General features: G+C 49.0%; 19 protein-coding genes and 4 tRNA genes. 15 read left to right on the forward strand and 8 right to left on the reverse strand.

The features are described 5' to 3' along the window. Window positions 1-16 precede the first annotated feature (16 nt). Entirely contained in the window at window positions 17-490 is a 474-nt protein-coding gene (locus CLC91_RS01130; RefSeq protein WP_095497116.1) for an FxsA family protein, read from the forward strand. A gap of 9 nt (window positions 491-499) precedes the next feature. On the opposite strand, the gene CLC91_RS01135 is transcribed toward CLC91_RS01130, so the two are convergent. Beyond that, window positions 500-1,867, reverse strand: a complete 1,368-nt coding sequence (locus tag CLC91_RS01135) for an MATE family efflux transporter (RefSeq protein WP_095497117.1) — start codon at window positions 1,865-1,867, stop codon at window positions 500-502. A gap of 216 nt (window positions 1,868-2,083) precedes the next feature. Between CLC91_RS01135 and CLC91_RS01140 the strand changes: the two genes are divergently transcribed. Both CLC91_RS01140 and groL read left to right on the forward strand, forming a co-directional pair. Then, window positions 2,084-2,374 (forward strand): co-chaperone GroES, encoded by a 291-nt coding sequence (locus CLC91_RS01140; RefSeq protein ID WP_095497118.1) that lies wholly within the window; start codon window positions 2,084-2,086, stop codon window positions 2,372-2,374. Between the two features lie 28 nt (window positions 2,375-2,402). Further along, complete coding sequence (gene groL, locus CLC91_RS01145) at window positions 2,403-4,046, forward strand: chaperonin GroEL (protein ID WP_095497119.1); 1,644 nt, start codon at window positions 2,403-2,405, stop codon at window positions 4,044-4,046. Between the two features lie 82 nt (window positions 4,047-4,128). Here groL and CLC91_RS01150 read toward each other — a convergent pair whose 3' ends face one another. The 7 genes from CLC91_RS01150 to rsgA form a co-directional block, all read right to left on the reverse strand. Next, entirely contained in the window at window positions 4,129-4,314 is a 186-nt protein-coding gene (locus CLC91_RS01150) for a ubiquitin family protein (RefSeq protein WP_095497120.1), read from the reverse strand. A gap of 164 nt (window positions 4,315-4,478) precedes the next feature. Then, window positions 4,479-5,405, reverse strand: a complete 927-nt coding sequence (locus tag CLC91_RS01155) for a D-2-hydroxyacid dehydrogenase (RefSeq protein ID WP_095497121.1) — start codon at window positions 5,403-5,405, stop codon at window positions 4,479-4,481. 77 nt (window positions 5,406-5,482) lie between these two features. Continuing rightward, the gene (locus CLC91_RS01160) at window positions 5,483-6,208 is read right to left on the reverse strand and encodes a glycerophosphodiester phosphodiesterase (RefSeq protein ID WP_095497122.1); all 726 of its coding nucleotides are present in this window, start codon (window positions 6,206-6,208) and stop codon (window positions 5,483-5,485) included. A gap of 19 nt (window positions 6,209-6,227) precedes the next feature. Further along, window positions 6,228-9,449, reverse strand: a complete 3,222-nt coding sequence (locus CLC91_RS01165) for a mechanosensitive ion channel domain-containing protein (protein ID WP_095497123.1) — start codon at window positions 9,447-9,449, stop codon at window positions 6,228-6,230. An 82-nt stretch (window positions 9,450-9,531) separates the two neighbouring features. Next, window positions 9,532-10,404 carry a DMT family transporter gene (locus CLC91_RS01170; RefSeq protein WP_095497124.1) on the reverse strand — a complete coding sequence of 291 codons (873 nt, stop codon included), beginning with the start codon at window positions 10,402-10,404 and terminating at the stop codon, window positions 9,532-9,534. Next, window positions 10,382-11,266, reverse strand: a complete 885-nt coding sequence (gene asd / locus CLC91_RS01175) for an archaetidylserine decarboxylase (RefSeq protein ID WP_095497576.1) — start codon at window positions 11,264-11,266, stop codon at window positions 10,382-10,384. Before asd ends, CLC91_RS01170 begins: the two co-directional genes overlap by 23 nt. An 11-nt stretch (window positions 11,267-11,277) precedes the next feature. Then, window positions 11,278-12,315, reverse strand: coding sequence for a small ribosomal subunit biogenesis GTPase RsgA (rsgA, locus tag CLC91_RS01180; RefSeq protein WP_095497125.1), 1,038 nt, complete (start codon window positions 12,313-12,315; stop codon window positions 11,278-11,280). A 90-nt stretch (window positions 12,316-12,405) separates the two neighbouring features. Between rsgA and orn the strand changes: the two genes are divergently transcribed. From orn to miaA, 12 genes are all read left to right on the forward strand, one after another. Then, complete coding sequence (gene orn / locus CLC91_RS01185; RefSeq protein WP_095497126.1) at window positions 12,406-12,951, forward strand: oligoribonuclease; 546 nt, start codon at window positions 12,406-12,408, stop codon at window positions 12,949-12,951. A gap of 111 nt (window positions 12,952-13,062) precedes the next feature. Continuing rightward, a tRNA-Gly gene (locus tag CLC91_RS01190) sits at window positions 13,063-13,138 on the forward strand. 29 nt (window positions 13,139-13,167) lie between these two features. Continuing rightward, window positions 13,168-13,243, forward strand: a tRNA-Gly gene (locus CLC91_RS01195). Window positions 13,244-13,271: 28 nt separating this feature from the next. Beyond that, window positions 13,272-13,347 (forward strand) — tRNA-Gly (locus tag CLC91_RS01200). A gap of 20 nt (window positions 13,348-13,367) precedes the next feature. Then, window positions 13,368-13,443: transfer RNA gene (locus tag CLC91_RS01205), tRNA-Gly, on the forward strand. Between the two features lie 214 nt (window positions 13,444-13,657). Beyond that, on the forward strand, window positions 13,658-14,113 hold the full coding sequence (locus CLC91_RS01210; RefSeq protein ID WP_095497127.1) for a hypothetical protein: 456 nt from the start codon (window positions 13,658-13,660) through the stop codon (window positions 14,111-14,113). Window positions 14,114-14,187: 74 nt separating this feature from the next. Then, window positions 14,188-14,676 (forward strand): DUF4442 domain-containing protein, encoded by a 489-nt coding sequence (locus CLC91_RS01215; protein WP_095497128.1) that lies wholly within the window; start codon window positions 14,188-14,190, stop codon window positions 14,674-14,676. A 95-nt stretch (window positions 14,677-14,771) separates the two neighbouring features. Then, a complete protein-coding gene (locus CLC91_RS01220) occupies window positions 14,772-16,268 on the forward strand; it encodes an NAD(P)H-hydrate dehydratase (protein ID WP_095499850.1) in 1,497 nt (498 codons plus the stop codon). A 4-nt stretch (window positions 16,269-16,272) separates the two neighbouring features. Further along, the gene (gene tsaE, locus CLC91_RS01225) at window positions 16,273-16,734 is read left to right on the forward strand and encodes a tRNA (adenosine(37)-N6)-threonylcarbamoyltransferase complex ATPase subunit type 1 TsaE (RefSeq protein ID WP_095497130.1); all 462 of its coding nucleotides are present in this window, start codon (window positions 16,273-16,275) and stop codon (window positions 16,732-16,734) included. Window position 16,735: 1 nt separating this feature from the next. Further along, entirely contained in the window at window positions 16,736-18,055 is a 1,320-nt protein-coding gene (locus CLC91_RS01230; protein WP_095497131.1) for an N-acetylmuramoyl-L-alanine amidase, read from the forward strand. Between the two features lie 4 nt (window positions 18,056-18,059). Next, a complete protein-coding gene (mutL, locus tag CLC91_RS01235; RefSeq protein ID WP_095499851.1) occupies window positions 18,060-19,853 on the forward strand; it encodes a DNA mismatch repair endonuclease MutL in 1,794 nt (597 codons plus the stop codon). Then, on the forward strand, window positions 19,853-20,773 hold the full coding sequence (gene miaA / locus CLC91_RS01240) for a tRNA (adenosine(37)-N6)-dimethylallyltransferase MiaA (RefSeq protein WP_408634197.1): 921 nt from the start codon (window positions 19,853-19,855) through the stop codon (window positions 20,771-20,773). Before mutL ends, miaA begins: the two co-directional genes overlap by 1 nt. Window positions 20,774-20,832: the final 59 nt, after the last annotated feature.

Consider the following 20,832-nt stretch of genomic DNA (forward strand, 5'->3'; position numbering starts at 1 on the left):
CGATAAAGAGGTCATCATGCTCGGTGTATTAGTACTGGCGTTTATTCTTGTTCCGATTATTGAAATTGCAGTCATTATTCAAGTGGGCGGCTGGTTAGGCGCGCCTGCAACCATCGCATTTATGGTCATCACGGCAATCATTGGCGCGTCTTTGGTGCGCGATCAAGGCTTGAAAACGCTGTTCAGTGTGCAGTCGCGTTTAAACCGTGGTGAATTACCTGGGTTACAGATCGTTGAAGGCATTTTATTAGCGGTGGCAGGTGTGTTGTTAGTTACCCCAGGGTTTGTCACCGATTTGGTGGGTTTTACCTTATTGCTGCCGCCCACACGACAACTGCTGGCCCATTGGCTGTTAGCGCGCATGCAAGTGCAAATGGTCAACCATGCCAGCGCCAACCCTTATGCTGGAGCCAATCCGCATGCATCAAACGATTCTTTCGACAAACAACAAGGCGATACCATTGACGGCGAATTCGAGCGCAAAGACTAGTTGCTATTTTCAGCGATAATGTCGCAGCTGGTAGACCATGATGAGCGCTATCATGGCCGCCATCATATTGGCCACAGGTAAGGCGATAAAAGCGCCGGCCACCTGATAATAATGCTGCCCAATAATCACCAGCGGCAGCATTAATACAGCCACCCGAATTAGGTTTAGTCCTAGGCTTGCCACGGGTTTGCGGTAAGCGTTCAATGATTGTCCCGTTACAATGACAACGCCAAGAAAGCCGTAGGCTAACGGCACATAGCTCAAATAAAAATCTAGCCAAGTCAGTACGTTCGCATGATTACTAAAGAGTCCTGCGATGTTTCCACTGAACAGAATGAGCGGTAACGCCATCAGAGTTTGAATAAAAAAGGTCGCAAGCAGCGATATCTTTAGCCCTTTATATGCTCGGCTGTGTTGACCTGAGCCTAGGTTAGCGGCAATAAACGGCGCTAAGGCGGTGGCAAGTCCGTTAACAATGATCAGTAAAAACGTCTCAATGCGCATGGCTGCACCAAAGGCAGCTACGGCGGCTTCATCTAAGCGAGCGAGAATGGCAATAATTAGGCTATTGGCAATAGGGTGGAGCAGTGAATTTAGGGTAGCCGGAGTTGCTATGGCCATTATTTTGCGAACATTTATGAGCATAGGCTTAAGCGCTTCGCGTATGGGAGCATCGTTTCGCCAATGCCACAACCTTGTTAAGCGCCAGCCAATGTGTTGCTTCCAAGCCAACATGGATAACCCAAGTCCAACCAACCAGCTAATGGCGGTAGCCAGCGCAGCGCCTTCAATGCCCATGGCCACAATGGGGCCCCAGCCAAAAATGAGAATCGGGTCTAGAATAAAATTGGTAAACGAGGCCCACAACATAATTTTGGCGGGACTTAAGGCGTCACCATGACACCGCAGCGCTTTGTTACCCACCACCATTAACAGCAACAGTGGAATCGCGGCGTACCAAATGCTCATGTATTGAGCGATGAGTGGCATCACATCGCTGCTGGCACCAAGCAGGGTAAAGGTGGGGGTGAGCAATAGCCATCCCAGTCCGGCTAACGCCAACGCTACCACCAAGGTGAGTTGGATCGTGTTAGCAAACAAACGCCGTGCGTGAGCATATTCGGCTTTGCCCAAATGCACGCCATAGTGAGCGGAAAGTGCATTCCCTAAACCTTTACCAAAGGCACTGATCACAAGCCACACGGGTATCGAAAAGCTTAGGGCAAGCAAAGCTTGGGTAGAAATTAGGCTGACAAAATAAGTGTCTACTAGCGCGGTTCCCATCAGCGCCAAAAAGCCAATAATGTTAGGCCAACTGGTGCGCAATAAGATTGCAGTAATAGAGCCGGACAGTAATCCTTTGGAGCGAAGCATCATCGACAAACCAACAACATGGGGCTAGGGCAAAGTGTACGAATATTAGGTGGCGCTAATCCTAACAGCTCTGCAGTCGATATCTAAAAAAAGATAATTTTTTTTGAACAAGCCCTTTAAAAAGTATCGAGCGGCCCCATATAAAGTGGCATCAGTCGGTTTTACCGGCTTACACACTAACAAACCTTTTGCTAAAGCAAGTTATAGGAGAATTCGTTAATGAACATTCGTCCCCTACATGACCGAGTAATCGTCAAGCGCACAGAAGTAGAATCTACCTCTGCCGGTGGCATTGTGTTAACTGGAAGTGCCGCTGAAAAGTCAACTCGTGGCGAAGTCGTTGCAACGGGCAAAGGCCGCATTTTAGAAAACGGTTCAGTGCAAGCCTTGGATGTACAAGTTGGCGATACCGTTATTTTCAATGAAGGTTATGGCGTTAAGTCTGAAAAAATTGACGGCGAAGAGTATTTGATCATGTCCGAAGCGGACATCATGGCCGTTGTAGAATAATCGCAAACGAATTTAAGAGGATATTGAAATGTCTGCAAAAGAAGTAAAATTTGGAAACGACGCTCGCGTTAAAATGCTAGCGGGCGTTAACGTTCTGGCCAACGCCGTGAAAACCACCCTAGGTCCTAAAGGTCGTAACGTGGTTCTAGACAAAAGCTTTGGCGCACCCACCATCACTAAAGACGGTGTATCGGTTGCTAAAGAAATTGAGCTAGAAGATAAGTTTGAAAACATGGGCGCGCAAATGGTGAAAGAAGTTGCTTCTAAAGCCAACGACGCCGCGGGTGACGGCACCACTACCGCCACCGTATTAGCGCAAGCCATTGTTACCGAAGGTCTAAAAGCCGTTGCGGCGGGCATGAACCCAATGGATCTCAAGCGCGGTATCGACAAAGCGGTTATCGCCGCGGTTGCTGAGCTAAAAGAACTGTCTACCCCGTGTTCAGACAACAAAGCCATTGCTCAAGTAGGTACCATTTCTGCCAACTCTGATGAGTCTATCGGCGACATCATTGCCACCGCCATGGAGCGTGTGGGTAAAGAAGGCGTTATCACGGTTGAAGAAGGCCAAGCCCTTGAAAACGAGCTGGATGTGGTTGAAGGCATGCAGTTTGACCGCGGTTACCTATCTCCGTATTTCATCAACAACCAAGACAACGGCAGCGTTGAGCTAGACAGCCCGTTCATCTTGTTGGTTGACAAGAAAATCTCTAACATCCGCGAATTGTTGCCAATCCTAGAAGGTTTGGCGAAAACCGGTAAGCCGCTGTTCATTGTTGCGGAAGACGTGGAAGGCGAAGCCCTAGCCACCTTGGTTGTGAATAACATGCGCGGCATCGTTAAAGTAGCTGCGGTTAAAGCACCAGGCTTTGGTGATCGTCGTAAAGCCATGTTGCAAGACATCGCGATTCTAACTGGCGGTGATGTGATTTCTGAAGAAATCGGTCTAGAGCTAGAGAAAGCGACCCTAGAAAACCTAGGTACCGCTAAGCGCGTTATCATCACTAAAGATAACAGCACCATCATTGATGGCGAAGGCGATGCGACCAACATCGAAGGCCGCGTTACCCAAATCAAACAGCAAATCGAAGAAACCACTTCTGATTACGACCGCGAAAAACTGCAAGAGCGCATGGCGAAATTAGCTGGCGGTGTTGCGGTTATTAAAGTCGGTGCCGCAACCGAAGTGGAAATGAAAGAGAAGAAAGCTCGCGTTGAAGATGCACTGCACGCAACCCGCGCCGCGGTAGAAGAAGGCGTCGTTGCTGGTGGTGGTGTTGCTTTGGTTCGCGCCGCAAGCACTTTGTCGGTTGAAACGGCTAACGAAGACCAAGCACACGGTGTTAATATTGCACTGCGCGCTATGGAAGCTCCGCTTCGCCAAATCGCTACTAACGCTGGCGAAGAAGCGTCAGTGGTTGCTAACAACGTTAAACAAGGCGAAGGTAACTACGGTTACAACGCTGGTAACGACAGCTACGGCGACATGCTAGAAATGGGTATCTTGGATCCAACCAAAGTAACCCGCAGCGCGCTTCAGTTCGCTTCATCGGTTGCTGGTCTTATGATCACCACCGAGTGCATGGTTACCGAAATCCCTCAAGAAGCGGCACCAATGGCACCTGATATGGGTGGCATGGGCGGAATGGGCGGCATGGGCGGCATGATGTAAGCCCAATCTCGTTTATTGCATAAAAAGCCTGTAAGTGAAAGCTTACAGGCTTTTTTGTCGGTTGTTGCTGGCTAATTGCCCATCAGCGAATACAGCCCCGTATCTCAACCAACTCAATGTCGTGGCCTTCAATAACCTGACCTTGCGGACACAGGCTATTAGGCGGCTCAAAGAAATCATCCACCGAAAAAAATGCGTACACCAAAATCGCCACCATGGCCACGGTGCCTAGGCGGTGAATCCATACGTATTTACTAGAAAATTGCATCGGTAACCATCCTCAATGGGTGCACAAACTAAGATGGTGAAAGCTTAGGGGAGGGTAGATGAACCTAGGCTGAATACCCAGGAACATTCGCTTGATTAAGGATAAAACTGTGATCAACATGGCGCATATACATAAGCGACGACAGTGGGACAACGCCCGTTGATTTAATACCCCAACGCAAAGTCAATTTGGTTATTAAGCGGTTGATTCGCAATGAATCTAAGGTAGTTGTCGGCAAATTGGCGCACCACATCTTCTGTGGTACTAGGCGCAGCAACGTGCGGTGTGAGTATGGCGTTCTGGCATTTCCACAGCGGGTTATCTTCCGGCAATGGTTCTTGTCGATACACGTCCAACACCGCGTGACTGGTTGGGTTGAGCGACAAATGCAGTATTAACGCTTGTTCATCCACTAAATCGCCACGGCCCACATTAACAAATATGGTGCCCGGCTTTAACAGCTGTAGCCGATGCTTATCGAACAGGTTCACCGTTTCATCGGTAGAAGGTAATACACACACCACCAAATCTGCCCCAGGCAAAGCGCTATCCAGTTGCTGAATACTTAAGGTCATGTCAAACGGTGCTTTAGGGGTGCCGGAGCGGTTAACGCCAATCACTTCAATGCCAAACTGATGGGCGGTTTGGCAAATGTGTTGGCCAATATCGCCGGTGCCCAGCAGCACCATGCGTTTACCCCGCAGTTGACGCAGCGGCAAGGCTTGCCAATGACTGTTACGCTGCAACTGTGAGTATTTTGTATGGTGGCGATACAAGGCCAAAATATGCCCAAAAACGTACTCGCTCATCATGGGGCCAAACAGATTTTTGATGTTAGTGAGTTGGTAATGATGATGACGACGCGATTTGGTCAAGGCATCAACCCCGGCAAACGTCGACTGAACCCACGCGAGCTGGCTGGCATGGGCCAACAATGGCGCTGCCAGTTTAGGCTCAGCTAGCCACACATCCGCTTCGAATACCGAATTCGGGCTGTCGTCCAACACTTCTAGGTCGGGTAAGTTGTGACGCCGGATGGCCTCGTAATAAGCCGAGTTGTCTCGCGTTAATACTAACAGTTTATGTTTCATAGCCTGAAAACGGGTTGCTCTTGCTGGTCATTGTTATTGATTGTATTCCCCAGTGTAGTCAAAGGATTAGGGTTACGCTAATCGGCCCAAACGTGTTTTGCTTGGGTGACCTTAGAGCGAGCTTTTTTACGGGCCTGACACGGAAAGTTGCTAAAGATGCCGTCAACACCCCACTGGCTAAGGAGTTCAATGTCTTCTTCTTCGTCGACGGTATAAACAAACACCTTAAGCCCCCGTTGATGAGCATCGTCGACCATGGCTTGATTCAAGAAATCGACGTCGCAATTCACCGAATAAGCATTAAGCTGCTGCGCAAAATAGGCCAAATCCAACGGTAAGCACGAGGTGAGCGCGCCAATTTTAAGCTCAGGACGCAAGCGGTAGCTTTCGTTAAGCAGTTGATGATTAAACGAAGACAGCAAAAATTGGTCGTGGCTAAAATTATAATGCCGGCAAGCATAGTCAATGGCCGCATGGGCGAGCATTAAGGTATCTGGTCCTTTAAGCTCAATATTGAGATCGCATCGGCCATTAATGCGCTCCATAACTTGTTCAAGGGTGGGAATGCGCTCGCCTTCGCCGGCATCTAACGCTTGCAGTTGCTGCACGCTGGTGCTCTTAATTTGGCCAGTGCCGTTGGTGCGACGGTGCAACCAGCGATCGTGAATCACCATTAAACTGTCGCCACTGCGATAGACATCGATTTCAATGGCGCATGCTTCACTGATAAGCGCTTGGTCTATAGCTTTGAGCGTGTTTTCGGGCGCAAGGCCACTGGCGCCGCGATGAGCGATGATTTTCATAATCTCTACTTAGCTGCTGTTAAGACTTCAAAATGCTTTCGGTCATGGTGTTGCCGCCTTTGCCCACCACATGCACTTCCAGTTGTGGGTAGGCCAATTCAACCTTGTTGTCGCGTAAGCGGCGCACAATCTTCTTGTGCAGGTCGTGACGCAATGGCCAACGGGAACCCATTTCTTTAGCGTAGGCGCGCACTTCAAAGTCTTGCGTGTGTTGCCCAAATCCGGCGAACCACACTTCAGGCTCGGGCAGATCTAAGGCGAAGTCAGACTCTTTAACCGCTTGGTAGAGCAGGGCTTCAACCAGCGATGGATCCGAATCTCGGGCCACCGACACATTCAGGATAACCCGAGTGATCGGGTCCGACAGCGACCAGTTAATCAATTGCTCGGTAATAAAGGCCTTGTTGGGCACAATGATTTCTTTGCGATCCCAGTCGACAATGGTGGTGGCGCGAATTTGAATCTTAGAAACGGTGCCGGTGAGCTCGCGAATGGTCACGGTATCACCAATGCGCACCGGTTTTTCCATTAAGATGATAAGACCGGAAATGAAGTTAGCGAAAATCTCTTGCAATCCAAAACCCAAACCAACCGACAAAGCGGCAATGAGCCATTGCAATTTAGACCATTCCACACCAATTGAGCCAAAGGCGATGAACAGCCCCAGCATCATTACCGTGTAGCGACTCACCGTAGCGATGGCAAACCCTGTTCCTGGCGATAGCTCAAGCCGCGATAAAATAACCAGCTCCATCATCCCCGGTAGGTTGGCGGCAATCACCCACGCCAAAGACACAATGATGATGGCCACTAACACCGACTTCAAGGTAATGGGAATCGACTGCTCCAAGCCATTAACCATGGAGGTGGTGTTCCACAGGGTAACGCCGTCGAGCATGGATACAAAGGCCGCTTGGGTTTGGGTCCACAAGCCAACGAAGGCCACCAAAAACGCCACCACGAATAAGGTGCGCACTAAACCAAGTGACTGGCTTGAGATGGTATCTAAGTCCAATATTTGCTCGTCAGTGGCTTCACTGAAGCTGTCCACTATGCCATCGGTGCTGTTGTCGTTCTGGTTTTCACGTTGCGCTAATTGGTCGGCACGCTTAGCTTTAGCGCGCTCGAAGGCGATTTTACGCTGTTCAATGAGCATCCAGCGCTTGATCAGCATAAAGGCCATTAAGAAGCTTAACGCCAACACTATCGACATTTGCAGTTGCATTAATAACTGGCTAGCGGTGTAGAAATAGCCGTTAGCCGCCATAACGGCGCACACCGGTGGGAACACCAGCAACAGCGCCCACAGCATGCGTTGCAGCAGTTTTTGATTCTTGTCGGGTCGTTTTTCCACATGATAGCTGCGCACCAAGCGGAAGCAGCGCAAGTAAAACCACCACACGGTGACCGAAAATAATATGAATACGCCGCGACCTAAGCTATTGCGCAGCAACGAGTTGTCTGAGGATTCGGTGAAACCAATGATCCCCACCATAGGTAAGGCGATAACGGTAAAGCGGAAAAACAACCGCAGCCCTTGCTGCACCAACTCCGGGTTGCGTCGAAAGTGGCCAATCAGCAGGCCTTTTTCGGCCGACAGTTGTGCCGCAAGCCGATACAGGAAGAACGAAAAGCCGACAGCGCTAATGCCCACACCCACCGCTTGCACAAAATTGCTGGGGCTTAAGGTATAAATAACCCCCGCAAACATCACCGGCGCAGGCAGCAGCGCCGAGTAAGCGAACGAGCCAATAAACACTTTAAAGGTGTCACCAAAGCTGTCTTGACTGACGTTACCTACGTATTGAATGTGGTCGTCTAACAGCTTTTGGTAGCGAGCTTTACTGATGTCGTGGATAACTAAAAACAATACCGAGACAATCAGCCACCACGACCAATAAGTGGATTGTTGTTTAGGCGACTCGAATAGCTCTTGCCACTGGCTGGCGCTCACCGCCCAATTAATGGATGACGCTAAGTTTGCCAACCAAAATGAGTTAATCGGCATGGCGTTAGGTACCCAAAACAAATGTTCATTGAGCAGGTTTTCAATGGTGTCGTATTGATGCGCCAATTGATCGTATATCAAGCGCAGTCGCGCTAGTTCAGTTAAATGGGCTTTATATTGGTCAATCAGCTCGGTCAGCAGCTCCCCTTGAAGCGTTAATAAGGCTCGCTGTTCATCTGAGCTAAATTTGCCTTGTTCAAGGCGACGTTGTAATTGCCCGTTTTGTTGCTGGTATTGAAATTGATATAAACGGGCATCGCTTACTTTAGCTTCTAATTGCGCTGTGCTCGGCGGGTTTTCCAGCTGCCACAAATGCTGCAACAAGGTGTCGCCATAAGAGGCGCTTATGTCCATTAATTGCAGCTGTTCGTTTACTTTCGCCAGCTGCAAGGATTGGCGTTGATAGCGCAACTCCATTTGCTGTTGTTCTTGCTGGGCTTGGTCGGTGGCTTGCGACAGCAATTCTAATTGGTAGGCCATCCGTAAGTTCTGCTCGACCAAAGGTCGTAGCGACTCATCTTGCAATTTGTCGCGCTGATTTCTCACCAGCTGCATGGCACGCTCGCTGGTGCTGCTGCGTTGTTTTTGACTCAAACGGTTAAGCTGCTCCAGCAAGCTATCCTGAGTTTGAATCTTGGTTCGCAATAGGGTTAGCCGCAGCTGCTTGAGTTGCAGTGACTGCTCGGAATGAGCCAGTTCATCTTGTAAGGTGGCCAGTGACTGATTGAGGTAATCGCTTTTTAACCGGTTAAGTTGCGACTCTTTGTTGGTGGCACTGAGATCGACAATGGTGGCCCCAACTTGCTGCAAATTGGCTTGCGCCTCGTTAATCAGTTTCGGTAGGGCGTCAATGTAGCTGCTGAGCTGGGTTAGCTCATAGTTCAATTGAACTTCGTCTTGCTTAAGTTGAGTTAATCGGGAATGCGCTTTATCTAATTGCTGGTCAACCGGTTCATTGCTTGGGTATTGCATGGTCGCCGCTTGAGCAATCTGTTGCTGCAGTTGTTGCGTATTGCTTTCAAAATCGTCCGCCTGCTCGCGCAGATCTTGCTGGCGTTGTTGCAATCGCTCAATGGATAAAGCCAATTCATTAAGCTGGGCGTCAATGTTGGTGGTGGCGGTTTTGCTGGGATCAAGGGCGAAACGTTGCCCCGGAAGCAAACTCGAGTTTGCGCTCGCCAGTAAACTTAAGCAAGACAAGCACAATATTAGGCAGCGCAACAGCGTTTTCATAGCTAAATTGATATCACAGAATCAAGCCAATGGGCAATTCAAGTCATTATCTTCACTATGGCACAATTGTCCAGTAAGCGCTTTATTTAGTTCGGTTTTTGTGAGTTTTCAAGGTCTCATACATGGCGGTTGTAACCACCAAAAAACCACCGAGAAGGGTAGAGGAGCTTGGCACCTCCCCAAGTATCAACAGCGCTAAAGAAGTGGCGTACAGTGGTTGCAAGCAGTTAATAAAGCTTACGCTCTTAGCCGGCAGCTGTCCTAATGCGGCATTAAATAGTGCGTGCGGTAGTGCGGTGAACACCACAGCCAATAAGGCTAACGTGCTCCAATCAGCGCCGCTCATTTGCCAATGTTCATTGCCTAAAAACGGCAGCAAAATAACGCACGCCACCACGCTTTGTACCAACATTGAATGCTGCCCAGAATACTGACTGAAGTGGCGCTTATACAGTAGGTTTCGTGCGGTAAATAAAGCGGCTGAAATCACGCCTAAAATCACGCCTTGGGTTACTTGGTTGCTTAAGTCAAAGCTCGGCATCATCAGCGCCACACCGAAAAACACCACAATCGATGCAACCACGTCAACCAGGGCTATCTTTTGCTTGTTTAGGTAGGGCTCAGCCAGTGTCACCATCACCGGGTAGCTGAAAAAGGAGATCACGCCAATAGCCACCGTCGACAGTTGCATTGATGCAAAGTAGGTCACCCAATGCAAGCAAATCACTACTCCAAGCACGGTACCCCATAAATAATCTTTGGCGTGCTTAAGAGCGATGGCTTGACCGTTTACCTTAAGCCAAACGGCTAGTACTGCAGCGGCAAGCAGGCATCGCCAAAAGGTAATGTCTAAAGCGGGTAAAGGAATGAGCTTTGAAAACAAAGCGGTGCCGCCAAATAGCAGCACCGCAGTGTGAAGTTGAAACAGGCTGTTATTCTGCAGTAGCGCTTTCATCTTGGCCTTTAATGTGGGCGAATGGCGTACCCATTACCGTGGGCTGCGACGGCTCGACACCATCGGCAAAGCGGTTAATCGCGTTTTCGCCAAACAAAAGTACAACAGTGCTTCCGAGTTTGAAGCGACCCATCTCTTCACCTTTTTCTAAGGTAATCGGATTGTTTAACGCGTCGTAGTCCCAATTAAATACGCTCTTACCCGCAGGTGGGGTTACGGTGCCGGCCCACACGGTTTCAATACTGGCAACAATAGTAGCGCCTACTAATACCATGGCCATTGGGCCAATTTCCGTATCAAAGGTGGCAACAACTCGTTCGTTGCGGGCAAACAGTCCAGGCACGTTGCGAGCTGTTAATGGGTTCACCGAGAACAAGTCACCGGGTACGTAGGTCATGCTGCGCAGAGTGCCGGCAATGGGCATGTGAATGCGGTGGTAGTCCCGCGGCGATAAGTAAATGGTGGCAAACTGGCCATTGGCAAATTGAGCAGCGTGATCGGCACCGCAGGCCAATAGCTCTTGAGCGCTAAAGTGATGGCCTTTAGCTTGAAAAATGCGTCCTTGTTCAATGGCTCCGCATTGACTTACGCAACCGTCGACTGGGTGGGCAAGCGTATTAGTATCTTGGACAATCGGACGAAGACCGGGTTTTAGTTCTCGAGTAAAGAACTCATTGAAGGTGCGAAAAGACTGGGTATCTTCGATGGCCGCTTCGCTCATGTTCACCTGATATTTCTTGGCGAACCAATTGATGAACGCTGTGGTTAGCCAGCCAGATTTAGACGCCGCAAACGCGCCCACCAAGCGAGATAACAAATGCTTAGGCGTCGCGTATTGAATTAAAATTAGGAACTTATCCAAGGTCTTATCCATTAATCTATAGAGGTTTGCTTAATATGGCGCGAATCTTTCTGTTCGCCCATGCTTTCAATAATTCGTAAATAGTTTTGATATCGGTCAGGGTCTATTTTACCCAGTTCGAGCGCCTCAACGATCGCACAGCCGGGGTCGTCATTATGTTTACAATCTCTGAATTTGCAAGCACCAAGGTAATCTCTGAACTCTTTAAAGCACCAGGTCACCCGTTCCCGCTCCATATGCCACAGACCAAATTCGCGAACTCCAGGGGAGTCGATAAGCGCTCCTCCGCCTTGCAAATGAAGCAGTTTAGCGGTTGTGGTGGTGTGCTGGCCTAATCCGGAGTTTTCCGAAACCTCGCCTTCAAGCAAGTCCGCTTGTGGCATTAACGCATTCACCAGCGACGATTTGCCCACACCGGATTGCCCCACCAGTATATTGACCTGAGCTTGCATGTTGTTTGCCAGCTCATCAACACCATTTTCCGCTTTTGCACTGGCTAAAATCACTGGGTAGCCAAGCGCTCGATAGGGTTGTAAGGCGTTGTCGAGCTGGGCCATCTCAGCTTCGTCTAACAAGTCGGTTTTATTCAGCACAATGCTAGCATCGATGCCGGTATCTTCTGCAGCAACTAAATAACGGTCGATGATTTGGCTGGAGAACGCCGGCACCACGCTAGAAACGATAAAAATGTGGTCAATGTTGGCAGCAATGACCTTAACGCCGTCGTAATAATCGGGTCGGGTTAATTGACTGCGACGCGGATGAACCGCTTCCACAACGCCACCGTCGTCTGTGGTTGAGCAACGTAAAATGACGTTGTCACCACTGACTAAGCTATCGATGTTGCGTCGCAATTGAGCTTTTAAGCGCACGCCGTCGTCCGTTTCTACTTCTGCGTGCTGACCATAGCGACTGATCACTCGCGCTTGCAGCTCGGGCCCTAGAGTGTCGTCATCGGGGATGACGGTTTGGGTCTGCTGCAATTTCTTAGAACGGTTGGCTTTTATTCGCCGTAACTGACCTTTACTCAGTTTTTTACGCTTAGTCACTAATCAAGCTCATATAATAGTTGAAGCTGAAACAAGGCGGTATCATACTACTTTCTCATCAAAAACTCTAAATAAGGAGTGTCACAGGGCATGGCTCAAGACGCGCAAAATCTCATCTGGGTTGATTTAGAAATGACGGGCTTAGACCCAAAAGTCGATCGAATCATTGAAATTGCTACCATAGTGACCGATAAAGAGTTGAATTTGGTGGCAGAAGGGCCGGTGTTAGCCATTCATCAAAGTGACCAGCAGTTGGCGCTTATGGACGACTGGAATCAGAAGCACCACGGCCAGTCGGGTTTGATTGAACGAGTCAAGCAAAGCCAAATAACCGAAGCCGATGCCATCGCCCAAACCATTGAGTTTTTAAGGTTGCACGTGCCGCCGGGCAAATCGCCCATGTGCGGTAACAGCATTGGCCAAGATCGACGCTTTTTAAACGCGTACATGCCGGAGCTTGAAAATTATTTTCACTATCGCAACTTAGACGTGAGCTCGATAAAAGAAGTTACTCGTCGTTGGGCGCCGCAAGTGCTTAAAAACTTTAGCAAGAAGAATACCCATCAGGCGCTCGATGACATTCGTGAGTCAGTGCAAGAATTGCGATTCTACCGTGAGCACGTATTCAAAATTTAAGCAAACGCGCCAAAAAACGCAATCGGGGGTTGCATGGCGGATAAAATCGCCTATAATGCGGCTCTCTCAAACGGGATGGCTTCCGTTATACTGAGAGAATGAAAAGTTGATGCGAGTATAGCTCAGCTGGTAGAGCGCGACCTTGCCAAGGTCGAGGTCACGAGTTCGAACCTCGTTACTCGCTCCAATTCAACTTTTCAGTGATAAAAATGGTGTGCGAGTATAGCTCAGCTGGTAGAGCGCGACCTTGCCAAGGTCGAGGTCACGAGTTCGAACCTCGTTACTCGCTCCAATTCAACTTTTTAGAGATAAAAATGGGCGCGAGTATAGCTCAGCTGGTAGAGCGCGACCTTGCCAAGGTCGAGGTCACGAGTTCGAACCTCGTTACTCGCTCCAAATTGCTTATCCCCAAGGACGCGAGTATAGCTCAGCTGGTAGAGCGCAACCTTGCCAAGGTTGAGGTCACGAGTTCGAACCTCGTTACTCGCTCCAATTTCTATTTTTTCCCACACTCAGTTAAATGCACTTTTGAATCACAAAGATTTTGTGTTGGTGTGTGATCCAGCTCTGCTTTTGCGTTTTTTTATCCGCTAGTTTGGGTAAAGTCAGACCTTTTTATGATCCTGCTCACCAAAATTAACTAAATTTACTCTGATAATTCCAACATCAAATTTACATTTTGTTTTTTAATTATTGGGATAATTATATGCGGATCCAACAACTGCAAGAACTCATTGAGTATGTAGCTGCATGCCGAAAGGACATGGCGTCACTGTATCAACGTTTAGCGCAACAGGCTGACTCGTCACGAGTGACCTTAATGCTTGAATATTTAGTGACTCACGAAAACGAAGTGTCTGAAAAACTGTTGGAGTACGTCGCAGATGCGCCGGATACGGTTTTGCAGGCTTGGCTTAAAGATTTCCTATTCGAAGACTTTAAGAGCAACTGTGAAAAAATTGAAATTCCAGCCGACATCAGCGAAGAGCAAATCTTGGATTTGCATTTATCATTGGAAAATAAGCTCATTGGCTTATTAGAAGAGAACGCTGCTCGCTTAGGAACTAAGGCCGCCAAACAAGCGTTGGAGCAGTTGATCTTAGTAGAGAAGAATCGTCAGAAGCGACTGGTTCACTCGACGATGAGAATGGATGACATTTAATCGTCATTCTTAGGTTGCACTAAAAGCACTTTGCCAGTAACTTGGTCTGACCAGTTGCAGGGAGTGCTTTTTTTATGACTAAACCTAACCGCGTTGTTCGCCAAATCCAGCCACTACACAAGCTGCCCAGTTGGCTATTTTCCTTTGTTAGCAGTTTTGCGTTTAACCGTTTGGTGCCGTTTTCGCGCACAGCAGGGCAAAAGTTTGTGCGTTGGGATCACACCGGCGTCGAAATTTTCCTCAAAAATCGCAAAAAAGTGCAAAACCACATTAAAACACCCCATGCCGCAGCCATGGTTTTAGCGGCTGAAACCGCCTCTGGGGCGGCCATGGCTTGGTTCTTGCCGGACGACAAACTTCCTTTGATAAAGAACATGGACGTGGCCTTTGTAAAACGTGCAAGCGGAGACATTAGCGCCGTGGCCAGTATTACTCCAGAGCAAATTGCCGCCATGGAAAACGAAGAAAAAGGCAGTTTTTGGGTGGAGGTGACCATCACCGACGCCGTCGCCATTGAGCCGGTTATTGCCAAGATGGAATGGGCTTGGATAACAAAACGTTAATCAACCTCTCAGTTGTTGCATGGGTCGCTAGCAGGTGATGCTGCAAGCGTCTAAAATTCATCGGTATTGGTGCTTTTTAGGAATCTGCTGCAGCCATGCCCTTGTCTCAATTACAACACAATTATTTTTATCGCGCCGAGCACATCCGTGTGACGGAAGAAGGTGTTATCGATAGCGGTTTAATCAGCGGTTATCGACTAATGCAACAAGCCGCTCAAGCCGTGTTTGATGTTATCGAAAGCCGCTATCCCCAGGGTAAAATTTGTATTGTTTGCGGACCGGGTAACAACGGCGGCGACGGTTACGAGTTAGCCCACCTTTGCCATCAAGCGGGTCGAGCGGTACAAGTGCTACAATGGGCACCGCATAAAGCGGTCAGTGGTGATGCTCACGTTGCCCGCTCAAACCTAAAAGCCACAGGCGTTGCGATTCAGCCTATTGAACACGAAGCCCAATTGCCTATTGCTGAGGATTGCCAGTTAATCGTCGATGCCATTCTCGGTAATCGTTGTCGCAGTGAGGCCAATGCAGCGCTGAGTGCGCTGTTTCGCAGTATTAATCAGCACTCGGCAGATGTTGTCAGTGTCGACATACCCTCTGGTTTACACGCCGACACCGGCGTGGCCATCAACGGCGCGGTTAATGCCAACATCACCGTCACCTTTGGCGCTTATAAACTTGGGTTGCTAACCGGGCAAGCGCGACTTTATCGAGGGCAATTGTTGTTAGCGGACTTAGGCATTGGCGATCAGTTTGAGCGCTACAGCCAGCACTTAGGTCAGCGTTGTGACGCCCGTGATATCGCTACATTCATCAAGCCTCGGCAAGCCACCGCGCATAAGGGGCAACACGGCAAATTAACCGTGATTGGCGGTGATTTGGGCATGCCAGGGTCGGTTAAGCTGGCGGCCGAAGCGGCGTTGCGAGCCGGCACCGGTTTGGTTACTGTGGTGTCTCATGAACAACATCAGGCCGCCATTTTGCAAAATCGACCGGAACTCATGTTTTGTCGCTGCGAATTGGTGGATATGGAGGTTTATTCGAGACTCGGTTGGGCCAATGTTCTGCTGCTTGGACCGGGCCTAGGACAACAAGAATGGGGCTACAACTTGTTTAAAGCGTGTATATTGAGCGAGAAGCCGTTGGTGTTAGATGCCGATGGGCTTAACATGCTGGCTATTGAGCCGTCGCGCAATGACAATTGGATTCTAACGCCCCATTCCGCTGAAGCTGCTCGACTTTTACAATGCAACGTTACTGAGATAGAAAATAATCGCTTACAAGCGGTGCAAGCCTTGCAACAAAAGTTTGGCGGCGTGGTCTTACTAAAAGGTCCGGGTACCTTGATATACGATGGCCAACAACTGGTGGTTGCCGATGTTGGCAATCCAGGGCTTGCGGTGGCGGGCAGTGGCGACTTATTATCGGGTATTATTGCTGCAATATGGGCCCAGGGACTGAGTGCCTTTGACTCAACCGTTGCAGCGGCGCTTATTCATGGCAGCGCTGCAGACGTTGCTGCAGAAAAAGGCCAGCGTGGTATGCTACCCAGCGACTTATTGCCTTATATTCGAACAATGGTTAATCCCTAAAATAATGACACTAATAAAAGAATTTAACGTCGCCGATGAAGCGCAAAGCACCCGTTTAGGCCAGCAATTATCGCAACAACTGACGGCACCCTTTGTGGTTTATCTGGACGGCCCTTTAGGCGCAGGCAAGACCACTTTTAGTCGCGGTATTATTCAAGGGTTAGGGCATAAAGGCGCGGTAAAAAGCCCTACCTATACTCTGGTGGAGCCATACGAGCTGCCCAAGTTAACCCTGTATCATTTCGATTTGTATCGTTTAAGTGATCCCGAAGAATTAGAATTTATGGGTATCCGAGACTACTTTAATGATGGCAGCATTTGTCTCATTGAATGGCCGGAGCGTGGCTTTGGTTGTATTGAGGCTGCTGATTTAATAATAAAAATAAGGTACTTTGAAGAAGGGCGGCAGTTCACTATTGAAGCCCATTCAGATAAGGCCAAAGGAATAATAGAAAAATTGTCGTAACATGAAACAATGGACATTGATTTGGATAAAGCTCAGTTTATTGGCAAGCTTTATCTTTGCGGCTACACCCGCTCTCGCTAATAAAGTCGAAAACATTCGCTTTTCCGGTAAAGACGGAAACACGCGGGTGGTGTTTGATTTATCCAGCAAACCTAGCTACAACGTGTTTTCCTTAAAGTCACCCGATCGATTGGTGATAGATCTTGCGTCTACCCGTTCAGAGGTCTCGGTTAACAAGTTGCAAAGCCCTGGGCGCTTAATTAAGAAAGTGCGCAACAGCAAACCTCCGAAAAGCAGTGACCATCGTTTTGTTCTCGATTTGTCGCAAAAAGCCAGTTTTAAGCATTTCACGTTAGCGCCAGTGCCGCCCTACGGCTACCGGCTGGTGGTGGATTTAGCGGTTGACCAACCTATTAAGCAAACTGTTGCTACTACCGCACCCGCGGCTCAACGCGACGTGGTGGTTGCTGTAGATGCCGGCCATGGTGGCCGAGATCCTGGCTCCATTGGGCCGGCCGGCACTAAGGAAAAAGCGCTAACTCTGGAGATCTCAAAGCGTCTTGCTAAAAAAATTAACGCAACGTCAGGCATGCGAGCGGTGTTGATACGCAGCAATGACTCCTACGTTGATCTGACCGAGCGTTCGGAGCGAGCTCGCCGTGCCAAAGCCGATATCTTGCTGTCGATTCACGCCGACGCCTTTCGAACGCCACAGCCTCGCGGTGCCGGGGTATTCGTTCTTTCGGATAATCGCTACACTCGAGAAACCAATAAGTTGTTGCGCTCAGAAGATAAATATACCGAGCTGGTCGGAGCCGGCGAAGCCATTAAAAATGCCGAAGGCGGCGAAGACGTGGCGCAATGGTTGGTAGAGCTCAACAGTGTTCGTTCATTGGAGCAAGCCCGTACCGCTGGCCAGCAAATTTATAAAGAGATGGACAGAGTTACCCGCATGCACCGTCCCAAAGTCGAATACAAAAGCTTAGCGGTGCTCAAAGCCACGGACATACCGTCATTACTTATTGAAACGGGCTTTTTATCCAATCCGCAAGAAGAAAAAATGCTGAAAACCCGCAGCCATCAAGAGAAGTTGGTAACCGCCATACACAAAGGTCTGTTGTCGCACTTTTACAACAATCCACCCGAGCAAACGTTATTTGCCCAACGAGGAGCAACCGTGCGCTACAAGGTTCGCTCCGGTGACAGCCTATCCGCCATTGCTCAGGTTCATGGGGTGAAAGTATCGGAAATCAAGAAAATTAATAAGCTCAGCAGCAGTAACATCCGGATTGGGCAAACCTTGATGATACCAAGGCGATAAATCAATGACCGAAATCCAGGTATTGCCGCCACAATTGGCTAACCAAATTGCCGCTGGGGAAGTGGTGGAACGCCCCGCCTCAGTAGTTAAAGAGCTGGTGGAAAACAGCTTAGATGCCAATGCAACTCGGGTTGACATTGAAATTCAGGGTGGCGGCGCACGCCTGATTAGAATTCGAGATAATGGCCATGGCATCGCTAAAGCTCAACTGACCTTAGCGCTAGAGCGCCATGCCACCAGTAAGCTGGCAAGCCTCGAAGATTTAGATGCCATTCGCAGTTTTGGCTTTCGCGGTGAGGCGTTAGCCAGTGTGAGCTCGGTGTCGCGCTTAACCATAATTTCTCGCACCAAGGAGCAAAGTGAAGCATGGCAAGCCTTCGCTGAAGGACGCGACATGCAGGTGCAAGTGAAGCCTGCGGCGCATCCTGTTGGCACCAGCATTGAAGTGGCGGATTTGTTTTTTAATACACCGGCGAGAAGGCGGTTTTTAAAGAGCGATAAAACCGAGATTGGCCACATTGATGAATGGTTGAAACGAGCGGCATTGGCGCGCCCCGATATTCATTTTAGCTTAAGTCACAACGGAAAGCTGATTCGCAGTTTCCGCCCAGCCAAAGACGACAAAAGCTATCTTAATCGGCTAACCCAAGTATGCGGCAAAGCGTTTGTTGAACAGGCGCTCGCCATTAGTTGCGAGCATCAACAGATGGCGCTAAGCGGTCATTTGCAAGTGAGTAGCGAAGCGTTGGCGCAACCGGTTCAATACTTTTACGTGAACGGTCGGTTAGTGCGTGATCGACTGATCAATCATGCGGTAAGGCAAGCGTTTGTGGAAAGCGCACAGCATCAACCCGGCGGCTTTGTGCTCATGTTAAGCATTGACCCCGGTCAAGTGGATGTCAATGTGCATCCAGCCAAACACGAGGTGCGGTTTCACCAAAGTCGATTGGTGCACGATTTCATTGTGCAAGCTTTGGTGTCAGCGATAAATCAAGGCCAAGCCCTGCCATTGGACAGTCAGCCTCAAGCACCCGCAAGCGCCTTTCAAGAGCCAACAGTGCAGCCGGATTACCATACTGCTGAGCAACCGTATCCTAATCAATTAAAACCAAGCCAATTAAGTTCTAGTCAGTCAGTGGGTGCTTACTCTCGCGTTGGGGCTTCTGCCGGTGGTAACCGTCAAGCTACAAGCCAAGATCCTCGAGCGTTCAATAACTACCAAACCCTGATGACTGGATCAGCGATGGCCGAGACGGCGCAAGATGTCGGCATGCCCCCTATACTGGATAATGCCTATTGGGTGAGTGCTGAAGGGCGTGAGTTGTCCTTATTGCCAGTGTCTGAAGTAGCACGGCAACTACAAATTACACAACTGGCTGAGCAACTCAATGATGGCGAGTCGTTGACCGCACAACCTCTGTTGTTGCCCATGAGCCTTGTTTGGCAACCACAATGGCAAAGCTTGTTGGAACCTGTGCATCCTAGGCTGACCCAATTGGGGATAGAGCTAAAGCGTCATGCCAGCAAAGTGGTGGTGAAGAAAGTGGGCGCGTTTTTGCGTCACCGCGAATTGGCGGATGTCATGCCGAGATTGCTTGATGCGTTAGCGGCAGATGATCTAGAAATTGCTTCGTTACTGGCGTTATTAATAGAGCCCGCGACGTTTAAAGGTAACCCTCAGGCATTGTGGGCGCAATACCAAGCCGCACCAGAAGGGGTTCGCAAGCGCCTCTCGCAAAACGCTCTTGTTTGCCCTTGGGAACAATGGTTAACGACGCTAAAACAGGAACAACAATGATGGCTCAATCCAACTCAGTCATTTGCTTGATGGGGCCAACGGCATCGGGTAAAACCGATTTGGCGATGCGCATTACGCAACAGTTGCCCGCCGATATTGTATCGGTGGATTCTGCCATGATATACCGGCAAATGGACATTGGCACCGCCAAGCCCACTGCTGAAGAACTGGCACAGGCGCCGCACCGCTTAATTGACATCATCGATCCAAAGGAAAGTTACTCCGCTGCCGAGTTTCGCCGTGATGCGGTTCAAGAAATTGAATCAATATTAAGCAAAGGACGGATTCCTTTGCTGGTGGGTGGAACTATGATGTATTTTAAAGCTCTACTAGAAGGCTTGAGTCCTTTGCCCCCTGCAAATACAGAGGTTCGGGCGCAAATACAGCATGAATCGGAGCAGCATGGTTGGCAATACTTGCATCAGCAATTAGAGCAAGTTGACCCAACCTCGGCAGCTCGCATTCATCCAAATGATCCGCAACGATTGTCACGGGCGTTGGAAGTTTTTCGGGTAACAGGTAAGAGTTTAACCGAGCTTACCCAAATAAAATCCGAGGTATTGCCGTATAATTTTTTACAATATGCTATCATGCCGCCTCAACGAGCAGAATTACATCGATTAATTAAGCTGCGTTTTGAACAAATGCTAGTGCAGGGATTTGTTGAAGAAGTGCAGACTTTGATGGCTCGTGGTGATTTACACCCTGACTTACCATCCATACGGTGTGTGGGATATCGGCAAGTTTGGCAGTATCTTGAAGGTCAAGATGATTACCAAACTATGGTCGATAAAGGCGTTGCTGCAACGCGCCAATTGGCGAAGCGGCAAATTACTTGGTTAAGGGGTTGGAAAGATTTAGTAGAACTTGATTCAAACAAAGACGCCAATCTTGATAAAATTTTGAAAGGATTGGGCTAGCATATTACTTTGTGCTGTATCATACTGAATCAAAATACTTTTAAGAAAAAGAACTTGTT

It is taken from the genome of Paraferrimonas haliotis (assembly GCF_002282895.1).
Taxonomy (GTDB): domain Bacteria; phylum Pseudomonadota; class Gammaproteobacteria; order Enterobacterales; family Shewanellaceae; genus Paraferrimonas; species Paraferrimonas haliotis.